Origin of the sequence: Mesorhizobium sp. NPDC059025, assembly GCF_042739655.1 — a bacterium.
Lineage (GTDB): Bacteria > Pseudomonadota > Alphaproteobacteria > Rhizobiales > Rhizobiaceae > Mesorhizobium.
This window is the reverse complement of the sequence record NZ_JBHYIM010000012.1, coordinates 132,246-149,852: the sequence shown is the minus strand read 5'-3', so window position 1 is coordinate 149,852 and position 17,607 is coordinate 132,246. Positions and strand designations below refer to the sequence as shown.

The 17,607-nt window shown below is 63.1% G+C and carries 21 protein-coding genes and 1 riboswitch; of the genes, 6 read left to right on the top strand and 15 right to left on the bottom strand.

All coding sequences use genetic code 11. The annotated features are described in order from the left end of the window. The first annotated feature begins 59 nt into the window (after positions 1-59). Complete coding sequence (locus ACFWYE_RS24685; protein WP_379065084.1) at positions 60-398, top strand: protamine-2 (modular protein); 339 nt, start codon at positions 60-62, stop codon at positions 396-398. A 54-nt stretch (positions 399-452) separates the two neighbouring features. On the opposite strand, the gene ACFWYE_RS24680 is transcribed toward ACFWYE_RS24685, so the two are convergent. The 8 genes from ACFWYE_RS24680 to ACFWYE_RS24645 all read right to left on the bottom strand — a co-directional run bounded on the left by ACFWYE_RS24680 (position 453) and on the right by ACFWYE_RS24645 (position 9,331). Continuing rightward, positions 453-2,510, bottom strand: coding sequence for a putative bifunctional diguanylate cyclase/phosphodiesterase (locus ACFWYE_RS24680; protein ID WP_379114869.1), 2,058 nt, complete (start codon positions 2,508-2,510; stop codon positions 453-455). Between the two features lie 177 nt (positions 2,511-2,687). Continuing rightward, entirely contained in the window at positions 2,688-3,041 is a 354-nt protein-coding gene (locus tag ACFWYE_RS24675) for a hypothetical protein (RefSeq protein ID WP_379114868.1), read from the bottom strand. Next, positions 3,038-3,835 (bottom strand): DUF899 domain-containing protein, encoded by a 798-nt coding sequence (locus ACFWYE_RS24670; RefSeq protein WP_379114867.1) that lies wholly within the window; start codon positions 3,833-3,835, stop codon positions 3,038-3,040. Before ACFWYE_RS24670 ends, ACFWYE_RS24675 begins: the two co-directional genes overlap by 4 nt. Positions 3,836-3,986: 151 nt before the next feature. Then, complete coding sequence (locus tag ACFWYE_RS24665; RefSeq protein ID WP_379114866.1) at positions 3,987-5,000, bottom strand: FecCD family ABC transporter permease; 1,014 nt, start codon at positions 4,998-5,000, stop codon at positions 3,987-3,989. A gap of 2 nt (positions 5,001-5,002) precedes the next feature. Continuing rightward, entirely contained in the window at positions 5,003-5,950 is a 948-nt protein-coding gene (locus tag ACFWYE_RS24660) for an ABC transporter substrate-binding protein (RefSeq protein ID WP_379114865.1), read from the bottom strand. 23 nt (positions 5,951-5,973) lie between these two features. After that, complete coding sequence (locus ACFWYE_RS24655) at positions 5,974-6,846, bottom strand: ABC transporter ATP-binding protein (protein ID WP_379114864.1); 873 nt, start codon at positions 6,844-6,846, stop codon at positions 5,974-5,976. An 84-nt stretch (positions 6,847-6,930) separates the two neighbouring features. Beyond that, positions 6,931-7,137, bottom strand: a riboswitch (cobalamin riboswitch). 146 nt (positions 7,138-7,283) lie between these two features. After that, positions 7,284-8,501: a zinc metallochaperone GTPase ZigA gene (gene zigA, locus ACFWYE_RS24650; RefSeq protein ID WP_379114863.1), complete on the bottom strand. Its 1,218-nt coding sequence runs from the start codon at positions 8,499-8,501 to the stop codon at positions 7,284-7,286. A gap of 227 nt (positions 8,502-8,728) precedes the next feature. After that, positions 8,729-9,331 carry an NAD(P)H-dependent oxidoreductase gene (locus tag ACFWYE_RS24645; protein WP_379065068.1) on the bottom strand — a complete coding sequence of 201 codons (603 nt, stop codon included), beginning with the start codon at positions 9,329-9,331 and terminating at the stop codon, positions 8,729-8,731. Between the two features lie 77 nt (positions 9,332-9,408). On the opposite strand from ACFWYE_RS24645, the gene ACFWYE_RS24640 reads away from it, so the two are divergent. Both ACFWYE_RS24640 and ACFWYE_RS24635 read left to right on the top strand, forming a co-directional pair. Beyond that, positions 9,409-10,020, top strand: a complete 612-nt coding sequence (locus ACFWYE_RS24640; protein WP_379065066.1) for a TetR/AcrR family transcriptional regulator — start codon at positions 9,409-9,411, stop codon at positions 10,018-10,020. Positions 10,021-10,152: 132 nt separating this feature from the next. Continuing rightward, the gene (locus ACFWYE_RS24635; protein ID WP_379114862.1) at positions 10,153-10,893 is read left to right on the top strand and encodes an SDR family oxidoreductase; all 741 of its coding nucleotides are present in this window, start codon (positions 10,153-10,155) and stop codon (positions 10,891-10,893) included. On the opposite strand, the gene ACFWYE_RS24630 is transcribed toward ACFWYE_RS24635, so the two are convergent. Both ACFWYE_RS24630 and ACFWYE_RS24625 read right to left on the bottom strand, forming a co-directional pair. After that, a complete protein-coding gene (locus ACFWYE_RS24630; protein WP_379114861.1) occupies positions 10,847-11,767 on the bottom strand; it encodes a LysR family transcriptional regulator in 921 nt (306 codons plus the stop codon). The genes ACFWYE_RS24635 and ACFWYE_RS24630 overlap by 47 nt on opposite strands. A gap of 19 nt (positions 11,768-11,786) precedes the next feature. Then, positions 11,787-12,110, bottom strand: a complete 324-nt coding sequence (locus tag ACFWYE_RS24625; protein WP_379114860.1) for a hypothetical protein — start codon at positions 12,108-12,110, stop codon at positions 11,787-11,789. A gap of 297 nt (positions 12,111-12,407) precedes the next feature. Here ACFWYE_RS24625 and ACFWYE_RS24620 point away from each other — a divergent pair, with 297 nt between their 5' ends. Beyond that, complete coding sequence (locus tag ACFWYE_RS24620; RefSeq protein WP_379065058.1) at positions 12,408-12,872, top strand: DUF1348 family protein; 465 nt, start codon at positions 12,408-12,410, stop codon at positions 12,870-12,872. A gap of 95 nt (positions 12,873-12,967) precedes the next feature. Then, positions 12,968-13,534 (top strand): TetR/AcrR family transcriptional regulator, encoded by a 567-nt coding sequence (locus ACFWYE_RS24615; RefSeq protein WP_379114859.1) that lies wholly within the window; start codon positions 12,968-12,970, stop codon positions 13,532-13,534. 17 nt (positions 13,535-13,551) lie between these two features. On the opposite strand, the gene ACFWYE_RS24610 is transcribed toward ACFWYE_RS24615, so the two are convergent. The 4 genes from ACFWYE_RS24610 to cueR all read right to left on the bottom strand — a co-directional run bounded on the left by ACFWYE_RS24610 (position 13,552) and on the right by cueR (position 15,971). Next, complete coding sequence (locus ACFWYE_RS24610; protein ID WP_379114858.1) at positions 13,552-14,472, bottom strand: NAD(P)/FAD-dependent oxidoreductase; 921 nt, start codon at positions 14,470-14,472, stop codon at positions 13,552-13,554. A 7-nt stretch (positions 14,473-14,479) separates the two neighbouring features. Beyond that, positions 14,480-14,938, bottom strand: coding sequence for an Rrf2 family transcriptional regulator (locus ACFWYE_RS24605; RefSeq protein WP_379065052.1), 459 nt, complete (start codon positions 14,936-14,938; stop codon positions 14,480-14,482). A 92-nt stretch (positions 14,939-15,030) separates the two neighbouring features. Continuing rightward, a complete protein-coding gene (locus tag ACFWYE_RS24600; protein WP_379065050.1) occupies positions 15,031-15,531 on the bottom strand; it encodes an MmcB family DNA repair protein in 501 nt (166 codons plus the stop codon). A 38-nt stretch (positions 15,532-15,569) separates the two neighbouring features. After that, positions 15,570-15,971, bottom strand: a complete 402-nt coding sequence (gene cueR / locus ACFWYE_RS24595) for a Cu(I)-responsive transcriptional regulator (protein WP_379065048.1) — start codon at positions 15,969-15,971, stop codon at positions 15,570-15,572. A 233-nt stretch (positions 15,972-16,204) separates the two neighbouring features. Between cueR and ACFWYE_RS24590 the strand changes: the two genes are divergently transcribed. Then, on the top strand, positions 16,205-16,816 hold the full coding sequence (locus tag ACFWYE_RS24590; protein ID WP_379065046.1) for a L,D-transpeptidase: 612 nt from the start codon (positions 16,205-16,207) through the stop codon (positions 16,814-16,816). A gap of 168 nt (positions 16,817-16,984) precedes the next feature. Here ACFWYE_RS24590 and ACFWYE_RS24585 read toward each other — a convergent pair whose 3' ends face one another. After that, positions 16,985-17,554, bottom strand: a complete 570-nt coding sequence (locus tag ACFWYE_RS24585) for a NifU family protein (RefSeq protein WP_379065044.1) — start codon at positions 17,552-17,554, stop codon at positions 16,985-16,987. Positions 17,555-17,607: the final 53 nt, after the last annotated feature.

Sequence of the window (17,607 nt, the reverse complement as noted above, 5' to 3'; positions counted from 1 at the left end):
GAACAAGTCAGATATCGCTATGTTGTCCGCTGTGCGGGGAGCGCAGATCGGAGGAACCAATGGATCGACGGTTATTTCTGACGGGAATACTCGGCGTTGCAGGTGCCGCAGTCGTCATGACGGCAATACGTCCGGGCCAGGCGGTGGCAGGTGTGCCCACGACTGGCGGCGGCATATTGGATGAACTGGAAAAGTCCGACGCGGAGATGACCGTGCTCGATGACGGTGCCGAGGCCAATGTCGAGCTGATCGATCACCGTCCCTGGCATCGTCGCCCGAGGCATCACCGGCCTCCGGGCCGGCCCCGCTGGCGCCGTGTCTGCCGTCGCGTTTACCGTCGTGGCCGCTGGCATGTTCGGTGCTGGCGTGAGCGCGTCTGGGTCAGGCGCTGGGCCTGATGGAGCGATGAAACCCCGGCCATGGCCGGGGTTTTCTGCGCGGGATAACTGTTCTCATCCGGTCGAGATAGCCAGATCGTCGCCGAGATTCACGATGGCCTGGCGCTCTGCGGAAGTCGGCAAGATGTTCTCCCTCGGTCCCGGACGCCCGAGGTAGTAGCCCTGTGCTTCATGGCAGCCTTCGATGCGCAGGATCTGCAACTGGGCGGCGGTCTCGACACCCTCGGCCAGAACCGGAATCCCGAGGCTCTGTCCCAATGCAAGAACGGAGCGGACGATGGCCATGGCATGGGTGTTCCGCTCCATCTCCCGCGTGAAGGACCCATCCAGCTTGATCTTGTCGAAGGGAAAGCTGCGCAGCGTATCGAATGACGAATAGCCGATGCCGAAGTCGTCGATCGACACCTTCACGCCCAATGCCTTGATCTGACGCAGGATGTGCAGGGCCCGGCTCTTGTCGGCAATGAAGGTTGATTCGGTGATTTCCAACTCCAGCCGGGACGGCGACAATCCTGTCTCGACGAGGATGTCGCGTATCAGGCCTGCAAGATCGTTATGGACGAACTGGACAGGCGAAAGATTGACGGCGATCTTGTGGGGTCTGGACAACCGGCCTGCTTCTGCGCAGGCCGTCCGCAAGACCCATTCGCCGATCGCGAGGATGAGGCCGGTTTCCTCGGCGATGGGGATGAAAACCGAAGGTGAGATCGGTCCTCTCGTGGGATGTCTCCAGCGCAGCAGCGCTTCATAGCCAAGTACATCGCCGGACTGGACGGATTTCTGCACCTGGTAATGGAGCTCAAGCTGGCCGAGTTCAAGGGCGTGGCTGAGTTCCGACGCAAGGGCATGATGCTCGCGCGCTGCCTTGTCCATCTGCGGTTCATAGAAGCATGTGGCGCGGGTGATGTCGGCTTTTGCGCGATACATGGCAAGATCGGCATTGCTGATGAGCACCTGCCGGTCGTGGCCGTCGTCGGGAAACAAGGCGACGCCCAGGCTCGCCCCCGCCGCCAGGTCGACATTACCGATATGAAGCGGCTCCGAAAAGACCTGTTCGAGACGCTTCAGGAAATCGTCGAGTTGCTGGCGCTCGATGAAAAGCTTGACGCACATGAACTCGTCGCCACCGATGCGCGCGGCAAATTCGTCATTCTGGAGAAGATCGCCAAGACGATGGCCGATCGTTGCCAGCGTGGCATCGCCGGCCTGGTGTCCGCGCAGATCGTTGATCTCCTTGAAGCGATCGAGATCGATGCCGATGATGGCGACTTTTGCGATCGTATAGCGTGCCCGCTCCATTTCCTGATCGAGGTGCTCGATGGCACTGGTCCGGTTGGGCAGTCCGGTAAGGGAATCGGTCATCGCCAGCTTCTGCAGGCGATCGAATGCTTCCTGCGAGGTCTGCTCGTCGATGAGATAGCTGATGACGCCGGCTCCCAGGACCAGCATGCCTACGCCGACGACGGCAAAGGCGGCCAGGGTCGATGAGGTGGTGCTGTCGGCCGCCGTGGAGAACGGCGTCACCGAGATGGCGGCCATTCCGGTGAAATGCAGGGATGCCACGGCAAGCACAAACAAACCAACCGGCAGATACCGGGTCTCGCCCAGCCATGGCTTGATTGCCTGCCTGAGGGAAACGCCGGCAAACAGAACCGACAGCGCCACCGAGGCGAGCACGTAGTCCAGGTTCCAGTCGATCAGCCCGTCGACGCGGTAGGCCATCATGCCGCTGTAGTGCATCGCCGCGATCGCGATACCGACGACACCGCCGCCGACCTCGGCGGCCAGGGGAAAGCGGAAGCTGATCGAGAGCCAGAAGCCATAGGCACAGCCGGCAACCGCGATCAGCAGCGAGACCATCGTAAAGGCCGGGTCGAAGGTGACCGGAGCTTCATGCTCATAGGCGATGACGGCGATGAAATGCGTGCACCAGATCGATGAGCCGGCGGCCTGCGCCGCAAGGAAGATCCAGCCGGCCCGCTGCCAGCCGTCACGCGCCTCGGCCTGTCGGAAAAGCCTGAACGTCACCCAGCTGCCGGCTATGCAGACAAACACGGCAAGCAGCACGAGCCACGGGTTATGCTCCGTGACCAAGCATGAGACGACACGCATCAACGCCCCCGGCGCCATTCTGTCAGGTCGATCGTCGCTCGGATTGTTGCGGATCCAGGCTAACGACCGTCGGCGCCAAGACGTTGCCAAGCAATCGCTAATATTCTGATAGCATCGATGGTTAAATACGATCGGCTCCGGGCGAAGGGACAAGTCAACGCCGCGATGCCCCTGTCCTTAGCGCGTTGCCGAGCGATCCGCCCGAACCAGCTTCAGCCAAGGTGCGAGATGGAAGGCGCTCATCAGCAGATACATCAGCACCATGCCGCCGAGCGGCATGCCCATCGCGGATGAGCAGAGCGTCTCGGCTGGCCCAGCCATGATCGCGGTCAGCAAGGCCATGGCGGCGAAAGTCGGCGCTGCGGCCAGCACCAGCCAATCCGATGCTGTCATTGTGGGTGCGTTGTCGAGCGCAGCGCTGTCGGTTGCCGCCTGCGCTGCGGCATTCACGACGGGCTTGTCGACAGTGCTGGTACTGGTCCGGCGAGGATTCTCCTCGTCGGCCCAGATGGAGCAGCACGAGCGGCTCATGATTTCGCACTCGTTGGTCTGGCGCGCATCGCTTCTTCGCCGGCGTCGGAAATCGCGACCCATCCCTTGTCAGGCTCGGCTTCGGCAACGTAGCTGTCGTTCCAGTTCCACCATTTATAGGTCGGGGTCTGCGGATAGCCCTCGGGCGAATCCTCCCAGACTTCCTGGCGGCCAAGCGGCGTGATGTCGAGATAGTTCCAGGTGCCGCCCATCTGTTCGTCGGCACGGTCGGCGATGAAGTAGGTGCGGAAGATGCGATCGCCGTCGCGCAGGAAGACGTTGTGACCATGCCATTCGTCCACGCCGAAATCGACGTCGAAGCTGTCGACGATGGTGACCCAGGGAATACGGTCCCAGCCCATCCGGACCTTCACACGCTGGATGTCCGCCTGCGGTGCGCGCGAAGCAAAGACCAGCGTGGTGTCACGGGCATTGAGATGCGAGACATGGGCGACCTGGTCGGCCACCATCGAGCAACCCCGGCAGGCATGGTCAGGCCAGCCATACACGCCGGGCTCGAAGAAGGCGCGGTAAAGGATCAGCTGACGACGGCCGGCGAAAAGGTCATGCAGGCTTGCCTTGCCGTTCGGGGTCTCGAAGACGTAGTCCTTGGTCACTTCCACCCAGGGCATGCGGCGGCGCTCTGCGGCCAGTGCATCGCGTGCGTGCGTGTGGGCTTTTTCCTTCACCAGCAGTTGCTGGCGCGCCTGCTCCCACGCCTCGTGATCAACCACCGGCGGCCTGTGCAGGGCGGCCAGGATCTCGTCTCGTTTGTTTTCGGCGGATGCGGTCATTGTTCTGAACCTCCTTGTCAGGGCGATGCCGTGCCTCGAGGTCGAAGCGTCGTTGCTCGACACTCGGTGCTGGTGCCAGTCTGCCTTCGGAGGCCGAACAGTGTGAGTAACAAGTGTGGCGCTATTCCGGAGCGATGGAATGGCCGGTTGCTCAGAACCGCTTGCGCAGGAGGGTGGCAACCACGAACAGGGCGCCGATCGAGCTGGTGATGATGCCGATCGGCAATTCCTGCGGCGGCAGCAGCGTGCGCGCCAGCAGGTCGCTGGCAAGCAGGAGCACCGCACCGAAGACGGCGCAGGCGATGGCCAGTCGCAGATGCAGCGGGCCGGCGAAGCGGCGCGCGACATGCGGGATCATCAATCCGACGAAGCCGATGACGCCGGCAACGGAAACCAGGATCGCCGTCGACAGCGCTGCGGCGAGGAATGTCAGTGTCCGGAAGCGCGTTACCGGAACGCCAAGACTTTCGGCGGTGGTTTCGCCGGCCAGGAAGGCGTCGAGCCAGCGATGATAACGTAGCGCGAAGCAGAGAATGACGGCTGCTCCGGCAATCGCCAGGCCGATATTGCCCCAGCGGGCGAGGCCCAGCCCGCCCATGGTCCAGAACAGCACCGAATGGGCGGCGCGCTGGTCGCCGGCGAAGACCAGATAGTTGGTCAGCGCCGTGAACAGGAAGGACACGGCGAGACCGGCAAGGATCAGCCGCTCCGGCCCTTGGCCGCGGATACGATTGACGAGCAGCAACACGACGAAGGCTGTCAGGATACCGCCGACGAAAGCGGCGATCGGAAGCGTCCACACGCCAAGGCGGTCGCCAAAGACCGTGATGACCGAAACAGCACCCGCCGCGGCACCCGAGGACAGGCCGAACAGGAATGGATCGGCCAGGTCGTTGCGTGTCACCGTCTGCAGAAGTGCGCCGACCACAGCGAGACCGGCGCCGACGCAGACGGCGAGGATCGCGCGCGGCAGCCTGAGGTCGACGATGATCTTCTCCACCGGCGCGGTCACGCGGCCGGCGTCCAGGCCGACGGCACGAGCGAGCGCTGCAATGACATCGCCCAGTGGAATGACGGTCGAGCCATAGGCGATGGATAGCAGCGCCAGCGCGATGACCAGCACCAGACCTGTGCCGATGGCCACGCCGTATGCTCGGCTTGGCACGTTCAGAAGGCCTCCGGGTGCATTGCCTTGGCGATCTTGTCGATGGCCTCGATGTTGGCCGGGCCGGGCGTCAGTTCCGCGTAGCGCAGGGCAACGAAACGCTCGTTCTTGACGGCGTCCGTCTCCTTCATCGCCGGGTGCGTCTTCAGGAAGTTCAGCAGTTTCCGGTAGCCGGCGTCGTCCTGGTAGTCGAGCAACACCAGGAATTCCGGGTTCCGGGTGGCGACGGTTTCCCAATCGGTGTTGCCCCAGTTGGTCGGCAGGTCGTCCATGATGTTCCTGCCGCCGGCCGCTTCGATCATCGCCGTGGGGATCGCGAATTTGCCGGCGGTGAAGGGTTTGTCCTCGCCGGAATCGTAGAGGAATACACGTGTGCCGCCGCGGGCGCCGACCTTGGCGGTGATGCCGGCAAGCCTTTCCTTCCATCCGGCAACCAGCGTGTTGGCCTCGCCTTCCTTGCCGAAGATCTTGCCGAGCTTCTCGACGTCGCCGAACAGCAGATCCATCGAGGCCGCCGGCCGGTTCTTGTCGAGGTGGACGCAGCTTTCGCTGAGCACCAGCGTCTTGATCCCGTGCGGCGCCAGCGTGTCGGGCGTCACGTCGCCGCCGGGCTTCATGCCGTAATACCAGCCGGCAAAGAAGAAGTCCGGCTCCACCGCCAGGAGATTCTCCAGCGTCGGATATTTGGGCGCGAGTTCCGGGATGGAACCCTGCGCCTTCTTGAAGGCGTCATCGACCTTGTACCAGCCGGTGATGCCGGTCAGGCCGACGATCTCGGGTTGGAGACCCAGCGCAAAGGCCATTTCCGACATGTTGAGATCGTTGATCACCGCGCGCTTCGGCGCGGCGTCGAAGGTCAGCGGAATGCCGCAGCTGTCTACAGTGACCGGGAAGGCAAAGGCGGTCGACGAGAGAAGCGTGGCGGCGAGGCAAAAAGCGAGGCGTTTCATGGCGGCTCCGTGGATGGGGCGGTTCATCGGGAAAGGCGTATCGGCACGTCGAAGACCGTCAGCTCGCGATCCTGTTCGTCCGGATGAGGCAGTCTGAGCACGTCGATGCCAAAGACCTCGCGCACCAGTTCTGCAGTCAGGGTCTCGCGCGGCGTGCCGAGCGCGACGAGGCGCGCCTTGCTCATCACGGCGACATGGGTGGCGAAGGGGGCAACCAGCGGCAGATCGTGCAGCACCGTGACGACAGCGATGCCGAGCCTGGCGACGAACTCCAGCAATTCGCCGCGGGCGCGCGGGTCGAGATGGTTTGTCGGCTCGTCAAGGAACAGCACGTGCGGCTGCTGTGCGATCGCCCGCGCCAGCTGCGCGCGCTGGCGCTCGCCACCGGAAAGCGAGCCCATGCGGCGATCGCGCAGGGAGAGCAGGCCGGTACGTTCCAGCGCGTCGATTACGACGTTGCGGTCGTCGCTGCGGCGACGAAGCCCGGCATGCGGGATACGGCCGAGCCCGACATAGTCGTGGACCGCAAGCTGGGCATCCGGCTGATCCGACTGGCCGACCACGGCGATGCGTCGCGCGCGTTCCGCCATCGGCAGTCGGTCGAGCGGTTCGCCATCGAGGCTCACCAGGCCGCTGACAGGTTTGAGCATGCCGCACAGCATGCGCATCAGCGTCGTCTTGCCGGCGCCGTTTGGACCAATGATGGCGAGCCTTTCGCCGGCGCGCATGTCGAGGCAGACGTCCTCGACGAGGGTGATGCCCTTTTCCGGCCGATAGCTAAGGTCGCGCGCCTGCAGGATAACCGCACGCGCGCAAGCACCTTCATCGGCGCGCTGCGGTGCGTCGTCGGGAAAATGCGTCGCGCCATCACGCTGAAAAACGGCAAAACCTTCCAACTGATCCCTCATTGATCAGGTGCGGAAGGATGGCCAGAACGACGGCAGGGCCGCCCTTGTAGCGTCCTCCCGGCACACCCCGTCCGGTCAACTCACTGTGATGGCAGGTCTCCTGGCTCGCGGATCGTTGCGCGGTCCTGCCTTCCCGGCACTTTGGCCAGTGGCGTTCTCGGACTTTGCTACCGCTTACAGTTGCGGGGGCAGCCACGGTCTTGGCCCTTGCGGACGTCACCGTATTCCCTTTTCACCCCGGACCTTTCGATTCGAGGCACCATCGTCGCGGACCCTATTGTGACCGCCGCCGCCTGGCAATGGCGATTCTTGGCTGGGACCTGTGGTAGCGTGCCGCTCCGCCGGCGGAATGTAGCGGGCGCGCCGCGGATGACAGTCACAATTCTGGTGGCGTCCCTTGAACAGGGAAATCAGGGATTTGATGATCATGCCGCCTGTCCGCTCCAGCTCGGAAACGGGTCCGGCAGGTCGCGCCACAGCTGCGGCGCGAAGACGGGCTCGTCCACCAGGCAGGCATCGAGCTCGGCGCGGATGCGGCTTTCGTCCATCGGGTCGCAGCCGATGAAGACCAGTTCCTGGCGGCGGTCGCCCCACATTGGATCGAAATAGGGTTTCATGGCTTCCTGCCATGACGGACTATCGGGCCAGCGGTTGCGGGGAACCGCTGACCACCAGAGCCCGCGCCTGCCGGTTCGCACCAGGACACCGGCCTGGCTCAATTCCCCGACATGATTGGGGCGTGTCGCCAGCCAGAAGAAACCCTTGGCGCGCACCACACCCGGCCACGGCCTGCTGATGAAGGCCTGCAACCTGACGGGATCGAATGGACGGCGCTCGCGGTAGACGAAGGAACGGATGCCGTATTCTTCGGTTTCGGGGATGTGGTCCCTGAAACCGTTCAGCTCCTTGAACCAGAGCGGGTGCTGTTCGGCCTTGTCAAAATCGAAACGGCCGGTATCGAGCACCTTTGCGAGCGGCACGCGGCTGAAATCCGTCTCGACGAGCTCGGCCTGCGGGTTGAGCGAGCGGATGATCTTGCGGGCCAGGTCAAGGTCCTTTGCCGAGGTGTCGGAAACCTTGTTGAGCACGATCACATCGGCAAATTCGATCTGCTCGACCAGAAGATCGACGAGCACACGTTCATCCGAAGCGCCGAGTGCCTCGCCGCGGTCGCGCAGGAAATCCGACGAGGAATAGTCTCGCAGCAGGTTCGCGGCATCGACGACCGTCACCATGGTGTCGAGACGCGAGACGTCGGCAAGGCTGTTGCCCGCTTCGTCGCGGAACTCGAAGGTCGAAGCGACGGGCAGAGGTTCCGAAATGCCGGTCGACTCGATCAGCAGGTAGTCGAACCTGTCTTGTTCGGCGAGCCGCCGCATTTCTGCCAGGAGATCGTCGCGCAAGGTGCAGCAGATGCAGCCATTGGTCATCTCGACCAGCTGTTCGTCGGTCCGAGAGAGATTTGCGCCACCGTCGCGTACCAGCGCGGCGTCGATGTTCACCTCGCTCATGTCGTTGACGATGACGGCAACCCGGCGTCCGTCGCGATTGTGCAGGATGTGATTGAGAAGTGTGGTCTTGCCGGCGCCGAGGAACCCGGAAAGGACGGTTACGGGAAGACGCCTTCGATTGTGCGTGGGCATGACTGCTTTCCAGAAGCTGCGGTGAGGCGGAACCCTGAGGGGGCGCCCGTGGTGAGGAGTGACCAAATTCGTGGGAAGGCCACTGAGGTATTGTTACGTTGTAACATAACAAAGCCGAAAGGCAAGCAGCATGCGTTCGGGTGGAGAAACGGTTCCGTTCAGCAGCGGTTTCGGTCTTGGCTGCCGCATGGGAGCTTCCTCCTGGAAATCCCATGCGGCGAAGAATTCTACGCCGCCACGCGTTGCTGTTTCTGGAACAGCCGGTAGCCGATGGCATGGGCCTCGGCTGGAAGCTGTGCTTGATCCTGCGCTTCCGGGAAGAGCAGCAATTCGGATGTTACAACTTTGGCGCCGCAATAATCGAAGATGCCGTGGTCGATCTGGGTCTTCATGGCGCCGAAATAGCCATGCCTGGCATAGGTGCGCTGGCTGGCCCCGCCGATCGCGACGAGATGCACGTTCAGCCACTGCAGTTTCTTCGTCAGCCTGCCGCCCGGTGGCTCATCATAGGCCCAGCCGTTGGAAAATACGCGATCGATCCAGCCCTTCAGCAGGCCGGGCATCGACCACCAATACACGGGATAGACCAGGACCAGATCATCGGCTCGGTCGATGCGCCCCTGTTCGGCGATGACGTCGGCATCAGGGGTCGCCTGGTGCAGGTTAACGGCGATGTCGCTCTTGCCGAAACGTGGATCGAACCTTTCTGCGGCCAGATCGGCGATTTCGAAACTGTTGCCCGACGCCGCGATGCCTTCGCCGACGCGGCTGGCGATCAGATGGGTGAGCGAATTGGGGTCGGGATGCGCGACGACGACGAGCGCGTGCATGACGAAGCTCCTGGGGGGTGTTGCAGGGAAAGGATCAGGCTTATATACTTTTAGTAAGTTACTTTTGGTATATAGCGATGTCAAGCGACCATTTGAAGGATCCGCCGGCGCGTCCGCGTCGCCAGCGCCTGCTGCGGGAAGAGCGGCATCGCCAGCTTCTCGATATCGCCTGGCGCATTGCGCGGGAGGAAGGCACCGAGGCGCTGACGCTCGGACGGTTGTCGGAACAGGCGGCGGTGACCAAGCCCGTGGTCTACGATCACTTCGCTACGCGCTCGGCTCTGCTGGCGGCGCTCTACCAGGAATTCGATGAGCGCCAGAACCTGGTCATCGATACGGCGCTGGCGGCAAGCGAACCGACGCTCGATGGTCGTGCCTCGGTGATCGCTTCGTCTTATGTCGATTGCGTGCTGGAGCAGGGCCGCGAAATCCCCGGCGTGGTGGCCGCCCTTGTCGGGACGCCGGAACTGGCGACGATGAAGCGTGAGCACGAGGCGGTATTCCTCGAGAAATGCCGGGCAGCTCTGGCGCCGTTTGCGCGCAGTCTCACCACGGCGCGCCTCTGCAGCATGCTGGGGGCGGCTGCCGGTCTGTCCGCTGCTGCGGCTTCGGGAGAGATCACTGCGGATGAAGCCCGCGAGGAACTTTATCAGACCATCCTGGCCATGGCGGCGCGCGGCGCCGGCTAAGTGCAGTTGGTGCGGAGCTGCCATCGGAGTTTCCGATGACGACATTCGTATCTTCCCGTTTCCCTTTGCGCCCGCCCGGGCAGAAAACTCCGCCTGGGCCATCCGAACGAAGGCTGGCCAAATGGAGAGCTCATGGATACGACAACTGAAAACAGGGCCGAGCGCGTCCTGATCGCCGGTGGCAGCTCCGGCATGGGTCTGGCGCTGGCGGGACTGCTTCTGTCGGAGGGAGCCGAAGTAACGATCGTCGGGCGCTCGCGGGCAAAGCTGGATGCGGCCGGCAGCGGCCTGGGCAACCCATCTTTGTTGCGCATCGCCGTCGCCGACATCGCCAGGGAAGATGACGTCAGCAGGCTTTTTACCGATATCGGCCTGCTGGACCACATCGTCTCGACTGCCGCCGACATCGGTGCCTCCTACAGGCTGTTGCCGGAGCTCGACATCGCGGAAGCGCGCAGGGTGGTCGATTCGAAATTCTTCGGACCGCTGCTGTTGGCCAAGCATGGCGCGCCGGTCTTGTCCGAGAAGGGGTCGATCACCTTCACGTCGGGCATCAATGCCTATCGTCCGGCCGCGCGCGGCTCTGTGACGGCGGCCATGAATGGCGCGCTTGCCTCGCTGGTGCGCGCGCTCGCGGTCGAACTCGGGCCTGTCCGCGTCAATGCGGTTTCACCAGGTTGGGTCGACACGCCAATCTGGCAGCACGTTGCCGGTGACGCCAAGGCGGCAACGCTCGATGCCATGGCTGCCCGCCTGCCAGTGGGTCGCATAGGCCAGCCGCAAGATATTGCCGATGCCATCCGTTTCCTGATGCGAAATGGCTTTGTCACCGGAACGGTGCTGCACGCCGAAGGCGGGCATCGCCTGGTTTGAATTGCCGGCGCGCGGCTTCCAGGAAAAGACGCACAGCCGGCCGCTTGCCGCGCCTGTTGTGCCAGATCATGGAGACCGGGACCGGTGAATTGCCGCCGGTCCATGGCAGCGCCACCATGCGCGTGTTGCCGGCCTCGGCGGCAATGCGCGGGATGAGGGCGCAACCGGCGCCTTCCGCCACGAGTTTCTGGATCGCCGCGATCGAGCCGAGCTCGACGGCGATGCGCGGCCGCGCACCATTGTCCGCAAAGGCCGCTTCGAACATCTGGCGATAGACACATCCCTGTTCGGTCACCAGGAACGGCTCGTTGCGCAGGTCATCGGGACCTGCCGCGACTTGTCCTGCCAGCCGGTGGCCGGCAGGCAGCGCAACGACGAGTTCTTCTTCCGCCACCACTTCGTGTTTGAGTTCCGGCGTATCGGGCGGTTCGCCGAAAACGAAGGAAACATCGAGGGCGCCGCTCCTCACGCCGCCGCGCAGGTCACCGCTGCCGGCGCTTCTCAGCTGCAGCCCAACCTCCGGATGCTCGGTGCCGAAGTATGCAAGCAGTGGAGGCAGGTAGCCTGCGCACAGCGTTTCCAGCCCACCAATCGCCAGCGTGCCCGCTATCGTGTTTGCAGCCGCTGCCACCGCTGCGCGCGCTTCGTCGGCGCGGGCCAGAAGTTCGTGGGCATGATCGAGCAGGCGCTGGCCTGCTTCGGTCAGTTTCAGCTTGCGGCCGGTGCGGTCGAAAAGCGCGGCATTCAGATCAGCCTCCAATGCCTGGATCTGTTCGCTCACGCTCGACTGGGCAAGGTGGATGCGCTCCGCGGCTCGCGTGATGTTGAGATCGGAAGCAACGGCAACGAATGTCTTCAAATGCCTGAGCTGCATGGTCTGTCCATAATGGCAATCACCGTCTCTCGAACCGTTCGCGAGCCGCGGCCTGGCAGCTGTGAAAAAGTCCGATGAAAAGCAGTTCGCGCACCGCGAGCTTCTTCCGGCCCCAATAGCTGGCCGTCTTCATCGCGTCCGGGTCGGATGTTTCCGCAAGCGACGATTTCAGCATGCTGCCGGTGCAGTTGAGCACCAAGGCCTGAATGGCCGTACGCCCGCATGTCCTGGCTTCGGGTGTCATCGATGCGGCGGGAAAGGGGTGAAATGCGGCGCGAGAACCTCGCATCAGGAACGAACTCTGTTCACTGGAATAACCCGTTGCTGCAAGCAGCTTGGCCATCCTGGCCCGTTCGCCTGCCAGGGTCAGCTGACCACAGCTAGGTGTGGCATTCCCTTCCGTGACGGATATCACCGTCAGAATTCCGACAACGGCCGCTGCTATCCATTTCGGAGTGAGGCTCAGGACATTGAACATGGAACGCGTGCCTCCCTGGAATGACAGTGAGATTGCGCAAAATGCGGGACGCGTAAAGGCCGACACGCGCAAATCGGTTTCAGGGGAGTTGACGTGCTTTGTACCGATTGGTACAAAGATCTCAACCCGCCTGACAAAAGCGTGAGCCTGATGGAGATCCCGATGAGTCGTCCGCCCCTGCCGCCTTTCAATGCCGAGACCGCCGCCGAGAAGGCGCGCAAGGCCGAGGACGCCTGGAACAGCCGCGATCCCGAGAAGGTGTCGCTGGCCTATACCGAGGACAGCCTTTGGCGGAATCGCGCCGAATTCGTCAGGGGGCGGCCTGAGATCGCTGCCTTCCTTGCGCGCAAGTGGGCGCGTGAGCTCGAATATCGCCTGATTAAGGAAGTCTGGACCTGGAATGAGAATCGCATCGCCGTGCGCTTCGCTTACGAGTGGCGCGACGACAGCGGTCACTGGTTCCGCTCCTACGGCAACGAAAACTGGGAATTCGACGAGGCCGGTCTGATGCGCAGGCGCGTCGCATCGATCAACGACCTGCCGATCACCGAGGCGGAGCGCAAGTTCCACTGGCCCCTTGGTCGCCGGCCCGACGATCATCCGGGTCTCAGCGATCTCGGGCTTTAGAGTGGGATTCGATCAAGATGAACCCCACTCTATCTCCTTGTTTGTCGCATGATCATTATCCGAAAAGTCTGCAACTTTTCGGGATCATGCTTTGAATGCGCAAGGGTGCGGCCGGCAGGGATGAACTGATCGCGGCGATAGCCGAAGTGTTTCGCGCGCATGGCTATGCCGGCGCCAGCCTGTCGCTGATCACTGAGGCGACAGGGCTTGGCAAGGGCAGCCTCTACAACTTCTTTCCAGGCGGCAAGGACGAGATGGCGGCGGCCGTGCTGGCGCATATCGACCGCTGGTTCGAAGACGAGGTTTTTTCGCCGTTACGAAAAGCGGATCAATCGCAGGATGGCATCAGCCGAATGCTGGCCGCGACGGACGCGTACTTCTACTCGGGCCGCCGCGTCTGCCTGGTCGGCGCCTTTGCGCTGGACGATGCACGAGATCGTTTCGCTGCCGAGATCAGATCGTATTTCGAGCGCTGGGTGGCGGACCTGGCCGGCGCGCTACTGCGAGCGGGCCGGCCGGAGGCGGAAGCCGTACGTTTGGCCGAAGAGAGCGTTGGCGGCATCCAGGGTGCGCTAACGCTGGCACGGGCTTTCGACGATCCCGCGGTGTTTTCCCGCACCATGGCGAGTATCCGCCAGCGGCTGGGCGTCGCCGGAGCCTGATCTATCCAGATGCTGGCTCAGGCTGCATCCAGACCTTCGAAGATCAGGCTGTGGTGCACGGCGGCACCCGCGGTGACGCCATCGGCGGAGGCCCAGGTGGCATTGTGCATGCCGCGCGCCGCATCGCCGGCGGCAAAGGCGCCGGGCACGCTCGTGGCCTTCTTGCCGTCGGTGGCGATGATCGGGCCGAAGAACCCGTCTTCAAAGGCGCAGCCCAGCTTTTCGGCCAGCGGGCTGGCCATCGCCGTGCGCGGTGTCAGGTAAAGGGCGGTCGTGGCGATCCGCCGACCGTCGGCGAGCACGACCGCCTGTAGCGTCCGCCCCTCGCCTTCCAGGGCCTCGATGCGTGACGGTTCGATGGTGACACCGCGTCGCGCGAGCTTCGCCAGCACACCGGCGTCAGGCATCGGCTGGCCGTTGAGGAACAGCGTCGTCGGACCCCATTCCGTGATCATCAGAGCCTTTTCGGCGCAATGCGGCGTGGTGGCCAGCACGCCGAGCGGCGCGCCGCCGAATTCATAACCGTGGCAATAGGGACAATGCAGCACACTGACGCCCCAGCGCTCGGCCAGGCCGGGCATATCGGGAAGGGTGTCGGTGATGCCTGTCGCAAGGACCAGGCGGGAAGCCTCCAGCGTCGACCCTGATGCGAGCGTGACCGTAAAGGCGCCCTCCTGTCCGCCGGCATCCACGGCCTCATCGGCGACAAAATAGACATTGGGATAGGCGGCGAGTTTTTCGCGAGCCGTTTCGATCATGCGGGCAGGCTCGACGCCGTCCTGGCCGAAGAAGCCGTGCGAGGCGGTGGCGAAGCGGTTGCGCGGCTTGCCGGCATCGATGACGGCGACGTTGCGGCGTCCGCGCGCCAGCTGCATGGCTGCGGACAAGCCGGCATAGGAGCCGCCGATCACGACGGCATCGAAGGGTTTTGCAAACATCCGCACATCAGGCTGCATGGGGATTGGCCTTCTTTGTCTTGTTGCGTTTCCAGCGTTCATGAAAATCGGCGGCCAGATCGGCCAGCGTCACCTCGCCGAGCCGCTGGATCAGAAGTGCTTCCGCCTGGCGGAAAGCGTCATTGAGCGCTGCGTTGACCGCCTGCTCCACCAGGCAGTCCGGTGCCTCCTGGCGGTTGCCGAGCGCAAAGACCATCGGCTCGCCGAGCGCTGCGTAGACGTCACGCAGCGAGACGCTGCCGAGGTCGCGGCTGATGGTCCAGCCGCCGCCATGACCGCGTTCGGACTGCACGATGCCCATGTCACGCAGGCCCGCCATGATGCGCCGGATCACCACGGGATTGGTGCTCAGCGTCCTTGAGAGCTGTTCCGAGGTCATCGGCCGGCCTTCCTCGGCCATGTGAAGCAGGACGTGCAGGACGCCGGAAAGTCGACTGTCTCGTTTCATGCAACTTTATATGTTACGAGAAAGTCCGAGAGTCAAGGTTGTACGAACCGGCATTCAGAGATCTGCCGGCTTCAGGAACAGGCGGGCAGGCGCTACTCGCTTTCGCCGTCGAGCGCTGGCACGGCAACGCCGGCCAGTTCCGCGGCCAGCAGCCTGGCTGCCCCGGCGCGCGCGATCCTCAGCATCAGTGCCTTGCGGGTGGCGGCCGCGATGCGGTGTTCCGGCGCGTCGCGCAGCATTTCGGCGCCATAGCCGTCGGACAGGATGAAGCCGCATTCCTCGGGGAAGATCTCGGCCGGCACACCGGGATGCGTGGCGAAGAAGAAGCGGTCGCAATGCAGCCGGTAATCCGGCCATTTGCGGTCGACCCGAAAGTCCTCGATCGAGGATTTGACCTCGATGATCCAGATGTCGCCCTGGCGGGTAAGCGCGACAAGGTCGGCGCGCCGTCCGGTCGCCAGCGACAGTTCAGGCAGGACATGCGCGCCCATCTGGGTAAGCAGTCGCTGCACGCCGCGCCGTACCAGCATGGCGCGCTCCGACTGGCGGCCGTCGATCAGCGGATTTGGGGAAAGCGGTGAGACAATGGGCATGACCCATCATGCCCGATTCCGTTCACGGTTTGAACCCTTCAGTCCACCGTCTCCAACTCTCCTGCCATCTCCTCAAGGATCGGGCAGTCCGGGCGATTGTCGCCGTGGCACGCGTGGATCAGCTTGTTCAAAGTCGCCCGCATGGATTGCAATTCGCGCACCTTTTCCTCGATCGCCGAGACGTGCGCGGAGGCGATCGCCCGCACGTCCTGGCTGGCGCGCTCGCGATCCTGGTACAGCGCCATCAATTGGCGGCAGTCGTCGATGGAAAAGCCGAGATTGCGAGCGCGCTTCAGGAAAGCAAGCCGGTGAACGTCGTCGCTCGAGTAGTCGCGATAGCTGTTGTCCGAACGCTCGGGAGAGATCAGTCCGATCTCTTCATAGTAGCGGATGGTCTTGGCCGGCAGTCCGGAGTGGCGGGCGGCATCGCCGATATTCATGATTTCGTCCTCTGCGGCCTTTGCTGGCGTGTTTATGAGGCCGCTTTCTTTGTTTTTGCTCGATAATCCTGTGACAGATGTTGCCGAAATGCCATAGCCGGTGCCTTACCGGCAGACACACCCCTCCATATAAGCATCGGCTGCTTGGCAAGCAAAAGAAATGCCAGCATGAATGCGTTAACGATTTTTATCGAATCGCCGCGGATCAACGGGACGGAGCGTAGAAACTGTTCATGCGCTTGAAATCTGCCATCGTCGTCGCGGCGCTCGCCGCCTCGCTTGCCGGCTGCAGCACCATCGGCCAGATGCGGCTTTTCACCAACGACTATGGTGGCGTCAGTGACGCCGGCTATCAGCTGCCGCGCATCCCGATCGAGAAGGTCCCGCGCCAGTTCCATCGCCAGATCGTAGCCTACGACACCAATGAGAAGCCGGGTACGATCGTCGTCGATACCGGCAACAAGTTCCTCTATTTCGTGCTGCCGGAAGGCGAAGCGGTGCGCTACGGCATCGGCGTCGGCCGCGAGGGGTTCGAGTGGAATGGGACGGCTCGCGTCGCCATCAAGCGCGAGTGGCCGACCTGGACGCCGCCGTCGCAGATGATCAAGCGCCAGCCGGAACTTGCGCAGTTCCGCAACGGTATGGACCCCGGGCTGAAGAACCCGCTCGGCGCGCGCGCGCTTTATCTGTTCAACAAGGGTGACACCGGCTATCGCCTGCACGGCACGCCGGAATGGTGGTCGATCGGCAAGGCGATGTCTTCGGGCTGCATCCGGTTGATGAACCAGGACATCATCGACCTCTACAACCGTGCCGAAGTCGGCGCCAAGGTCATCGTGATGTAAGCACCTGCCTCCAAGGAAGGTGCAAAGCAGGTTTCGTACGCGGACCGTCTAGGCAACACGGACGTCCCAAACAGAAAACCGGGCATGATGCCCGGTTTTTTGTTGATGGGTCTGGAAACAGAAAACCCGGGACGAGGTCCCGGGTTTTCGCTGGAAGGAAGTCGGCGCTTAGGACACCTGTTCGACATGCTCCACTTCGGGCACGAAGTGACGAAGCAGATTCTGGATGCCGTGTTTCAGCGTCGCGGTCGAGGACGGGCAACCGGCACAGGCGCCCTTCATGTGCAGGAAGACGGTGCCCTTCTCATAGCCGCGGAAGGTGATGTCGCCACCGTCCTGTGCCACCGCAGGCCGAACCCGCGTGTCGAGCAGTTCCTTGATGGTGACGACGATCTCCGCGTCTTCCTTGTCGTAGAACTCGCCTTCGTCGTCGGCGGTGGTCGATGGAGCGGTGCTGGCCATGACCGGTTGACCGGACATGAAGTGTTCCATGATGGCGCCGAGGATCGCTGGTTTCAGATGCTGCCAGTCGGGACCATCCTTGGTCACGGTGATGAAGTCGTAGCCGAAGAACACGCCAGTCACGCCCGGGATTCCGAACAGACGACCGGCCAGCGGTGATGCTTCGCTCGCGGCGCCAGCGTCACGGAAGTCGGCGGTGCCTTCGCGCAGCACTTCCTTGCCGGGCAGGAACTTCAACGTCGCCGGATTGGGGGTCGACTCGGTCTGAATGAACATGGCTGTCTCCGGCCCGTATCGTGCGGGCGATAGTTTGGAATGGTTCTAAATAA

Excerpts from the sequence above, each read along its gene's own strand:
- ACFWYE_RS24640 (WP_379065066.1), top strand. The coding sequence starts at position 9,409 with ATGTCAAGCGACCATTTGAAGGATCCGCCGGCGCGTCCGCGTCGCCAG.
- ACFWYE_RS24670 (WP_379114867.1), bottom strand. The coding sequence starts at position 3,835 with ATGACCGCATCCGCCGAAAACAAACGAGACGAGATCCTGGCCGCCCTG.
- ACFWYE_RS24620 (WP_379065058.1), top strand. The coding sequence starts at position 12,408 with ATGAGTCGTCCGCCCCTGCCGCCTTTCAATGCCGAGACCGCCGCCGAG.
- ACFWYE_RS24635 (WP_379114862.1), top strand. The coding sequence starts at position 10,153 with ATGGATACGACAACTGAAAACAGGGCCGAGCGCGTCCTGATCGCCGGT.
- zigA (WP_379114863.1), bottom strand. The coding sequence starts at position 8,501 with ATGCCCACGCACAATCGAAGGCGTCTTCCCGTAACCGTCCTTTCCGGG.
- ACFWYE_RS24685 (WP_379065084.1), top strand. The coding sequence starts at position 60 with ATGGATCGACGGTTATTTCTGACGGGAATACTCGGCGTTGCAGGTGCC.
- ACFWYE_RS24680 (WP_379114869.1), bottom strand. The coding sequence starts at position 2,510 with ATGCGTGTCGTCTCATGCTTGGTCACGGAGCATAACCCGTGGCTCGTG.
- ACFWYE_RS24590 (WP_379065046.1), top strand. The coding sequence starts at position 16,205 with ATGCGCTTGAAATCTGCCATCGTCGTCGCGGCGCTCGCCGCCTCGCTT.
- ACFWYE_RS24645 (WP_379065068.1), bottom strand. The coding sequence starts at position 9,331 with ATGCACGCGCTCGTCGTCGTCGCGCATCCCGACCCCAATTCGCTCACC.
- ACFWYE_RS24660 (WP_379114865.1), bottom strand. The coding sequence starts at position 5,950 with ATGAAACGCCTCGCTTTTTGCCTCGCCGCCACGCTTCTCTCGTCGACC.
- ACFWYE_RS24675 (WP_379114868.1), bottom strand. The coding sequence starts at position 3,041 with ATGAGCCGCTCGTGCTGCTCCATCTGGGCCGACGAGGAGAATCCTCGC.
- ACFWYE_RS24630 (WP_379114861.1), bottom strand. The coding sequence starts at position 11,767 with ATGCAGCTCAGGCATTTGAAGACATTCGTTGCCGTTGCTTCCGATCTC.
- cueR (WP_379065048.1), bottom strand. The coding sequence starts at position 15,971 with ATGAATATCGGCGATGCCGCCCGCCACTCCGGACTGCCGGCCAAGACC.
- ACFWYE_RS24585 (WP_379065044.1), bottom strand. The coding sequence starts at position 17,554 with ATGTTCATTCAGACCGAGTCGACCCCCAATCCGGCGACGTTGAAGTTC.
- ACFWYE_RS24610 (WP_379114858.1), bottom strand. The coding sequence starts at position 14,472 with ATGTTTGCAAAACCCTTCGATGCCGTCGTGATCGGCGGCTCCTATGCC.
- ACFWYE_RS24600 (WP_379065050.1), bottom strand. The coding sequence starts at position 15,531 with ATGCCCATTGTCTCACCGCTTTCCCCAAATCCGCTGATCGACGGCCGC.
- ACFWYE_RS24615 (WP_379114859.1), top strand. The coding sequence starts at position 12,968 with ATGCGCAAGGGTGCGGCCGGCAGGGATGAACTGATCGCGGCGATAGCC.
- ACFWYE_RS24625 (WP_379114860.1), bottom strand. The coding sequence starts at position 12,110 with ATGGCCAAGCTGCTTGCAGCAACGGGTTATTCCAGTGAACAGAGTTCG.
- ACFWYE_RS24605 (WP_379065052.1), bottom strand. The coding sequence starts at position 14,938 with ATGAAACGAGACAGTCGACTTTCCGGCGTCCTGCACGTCCTGCTTCAC.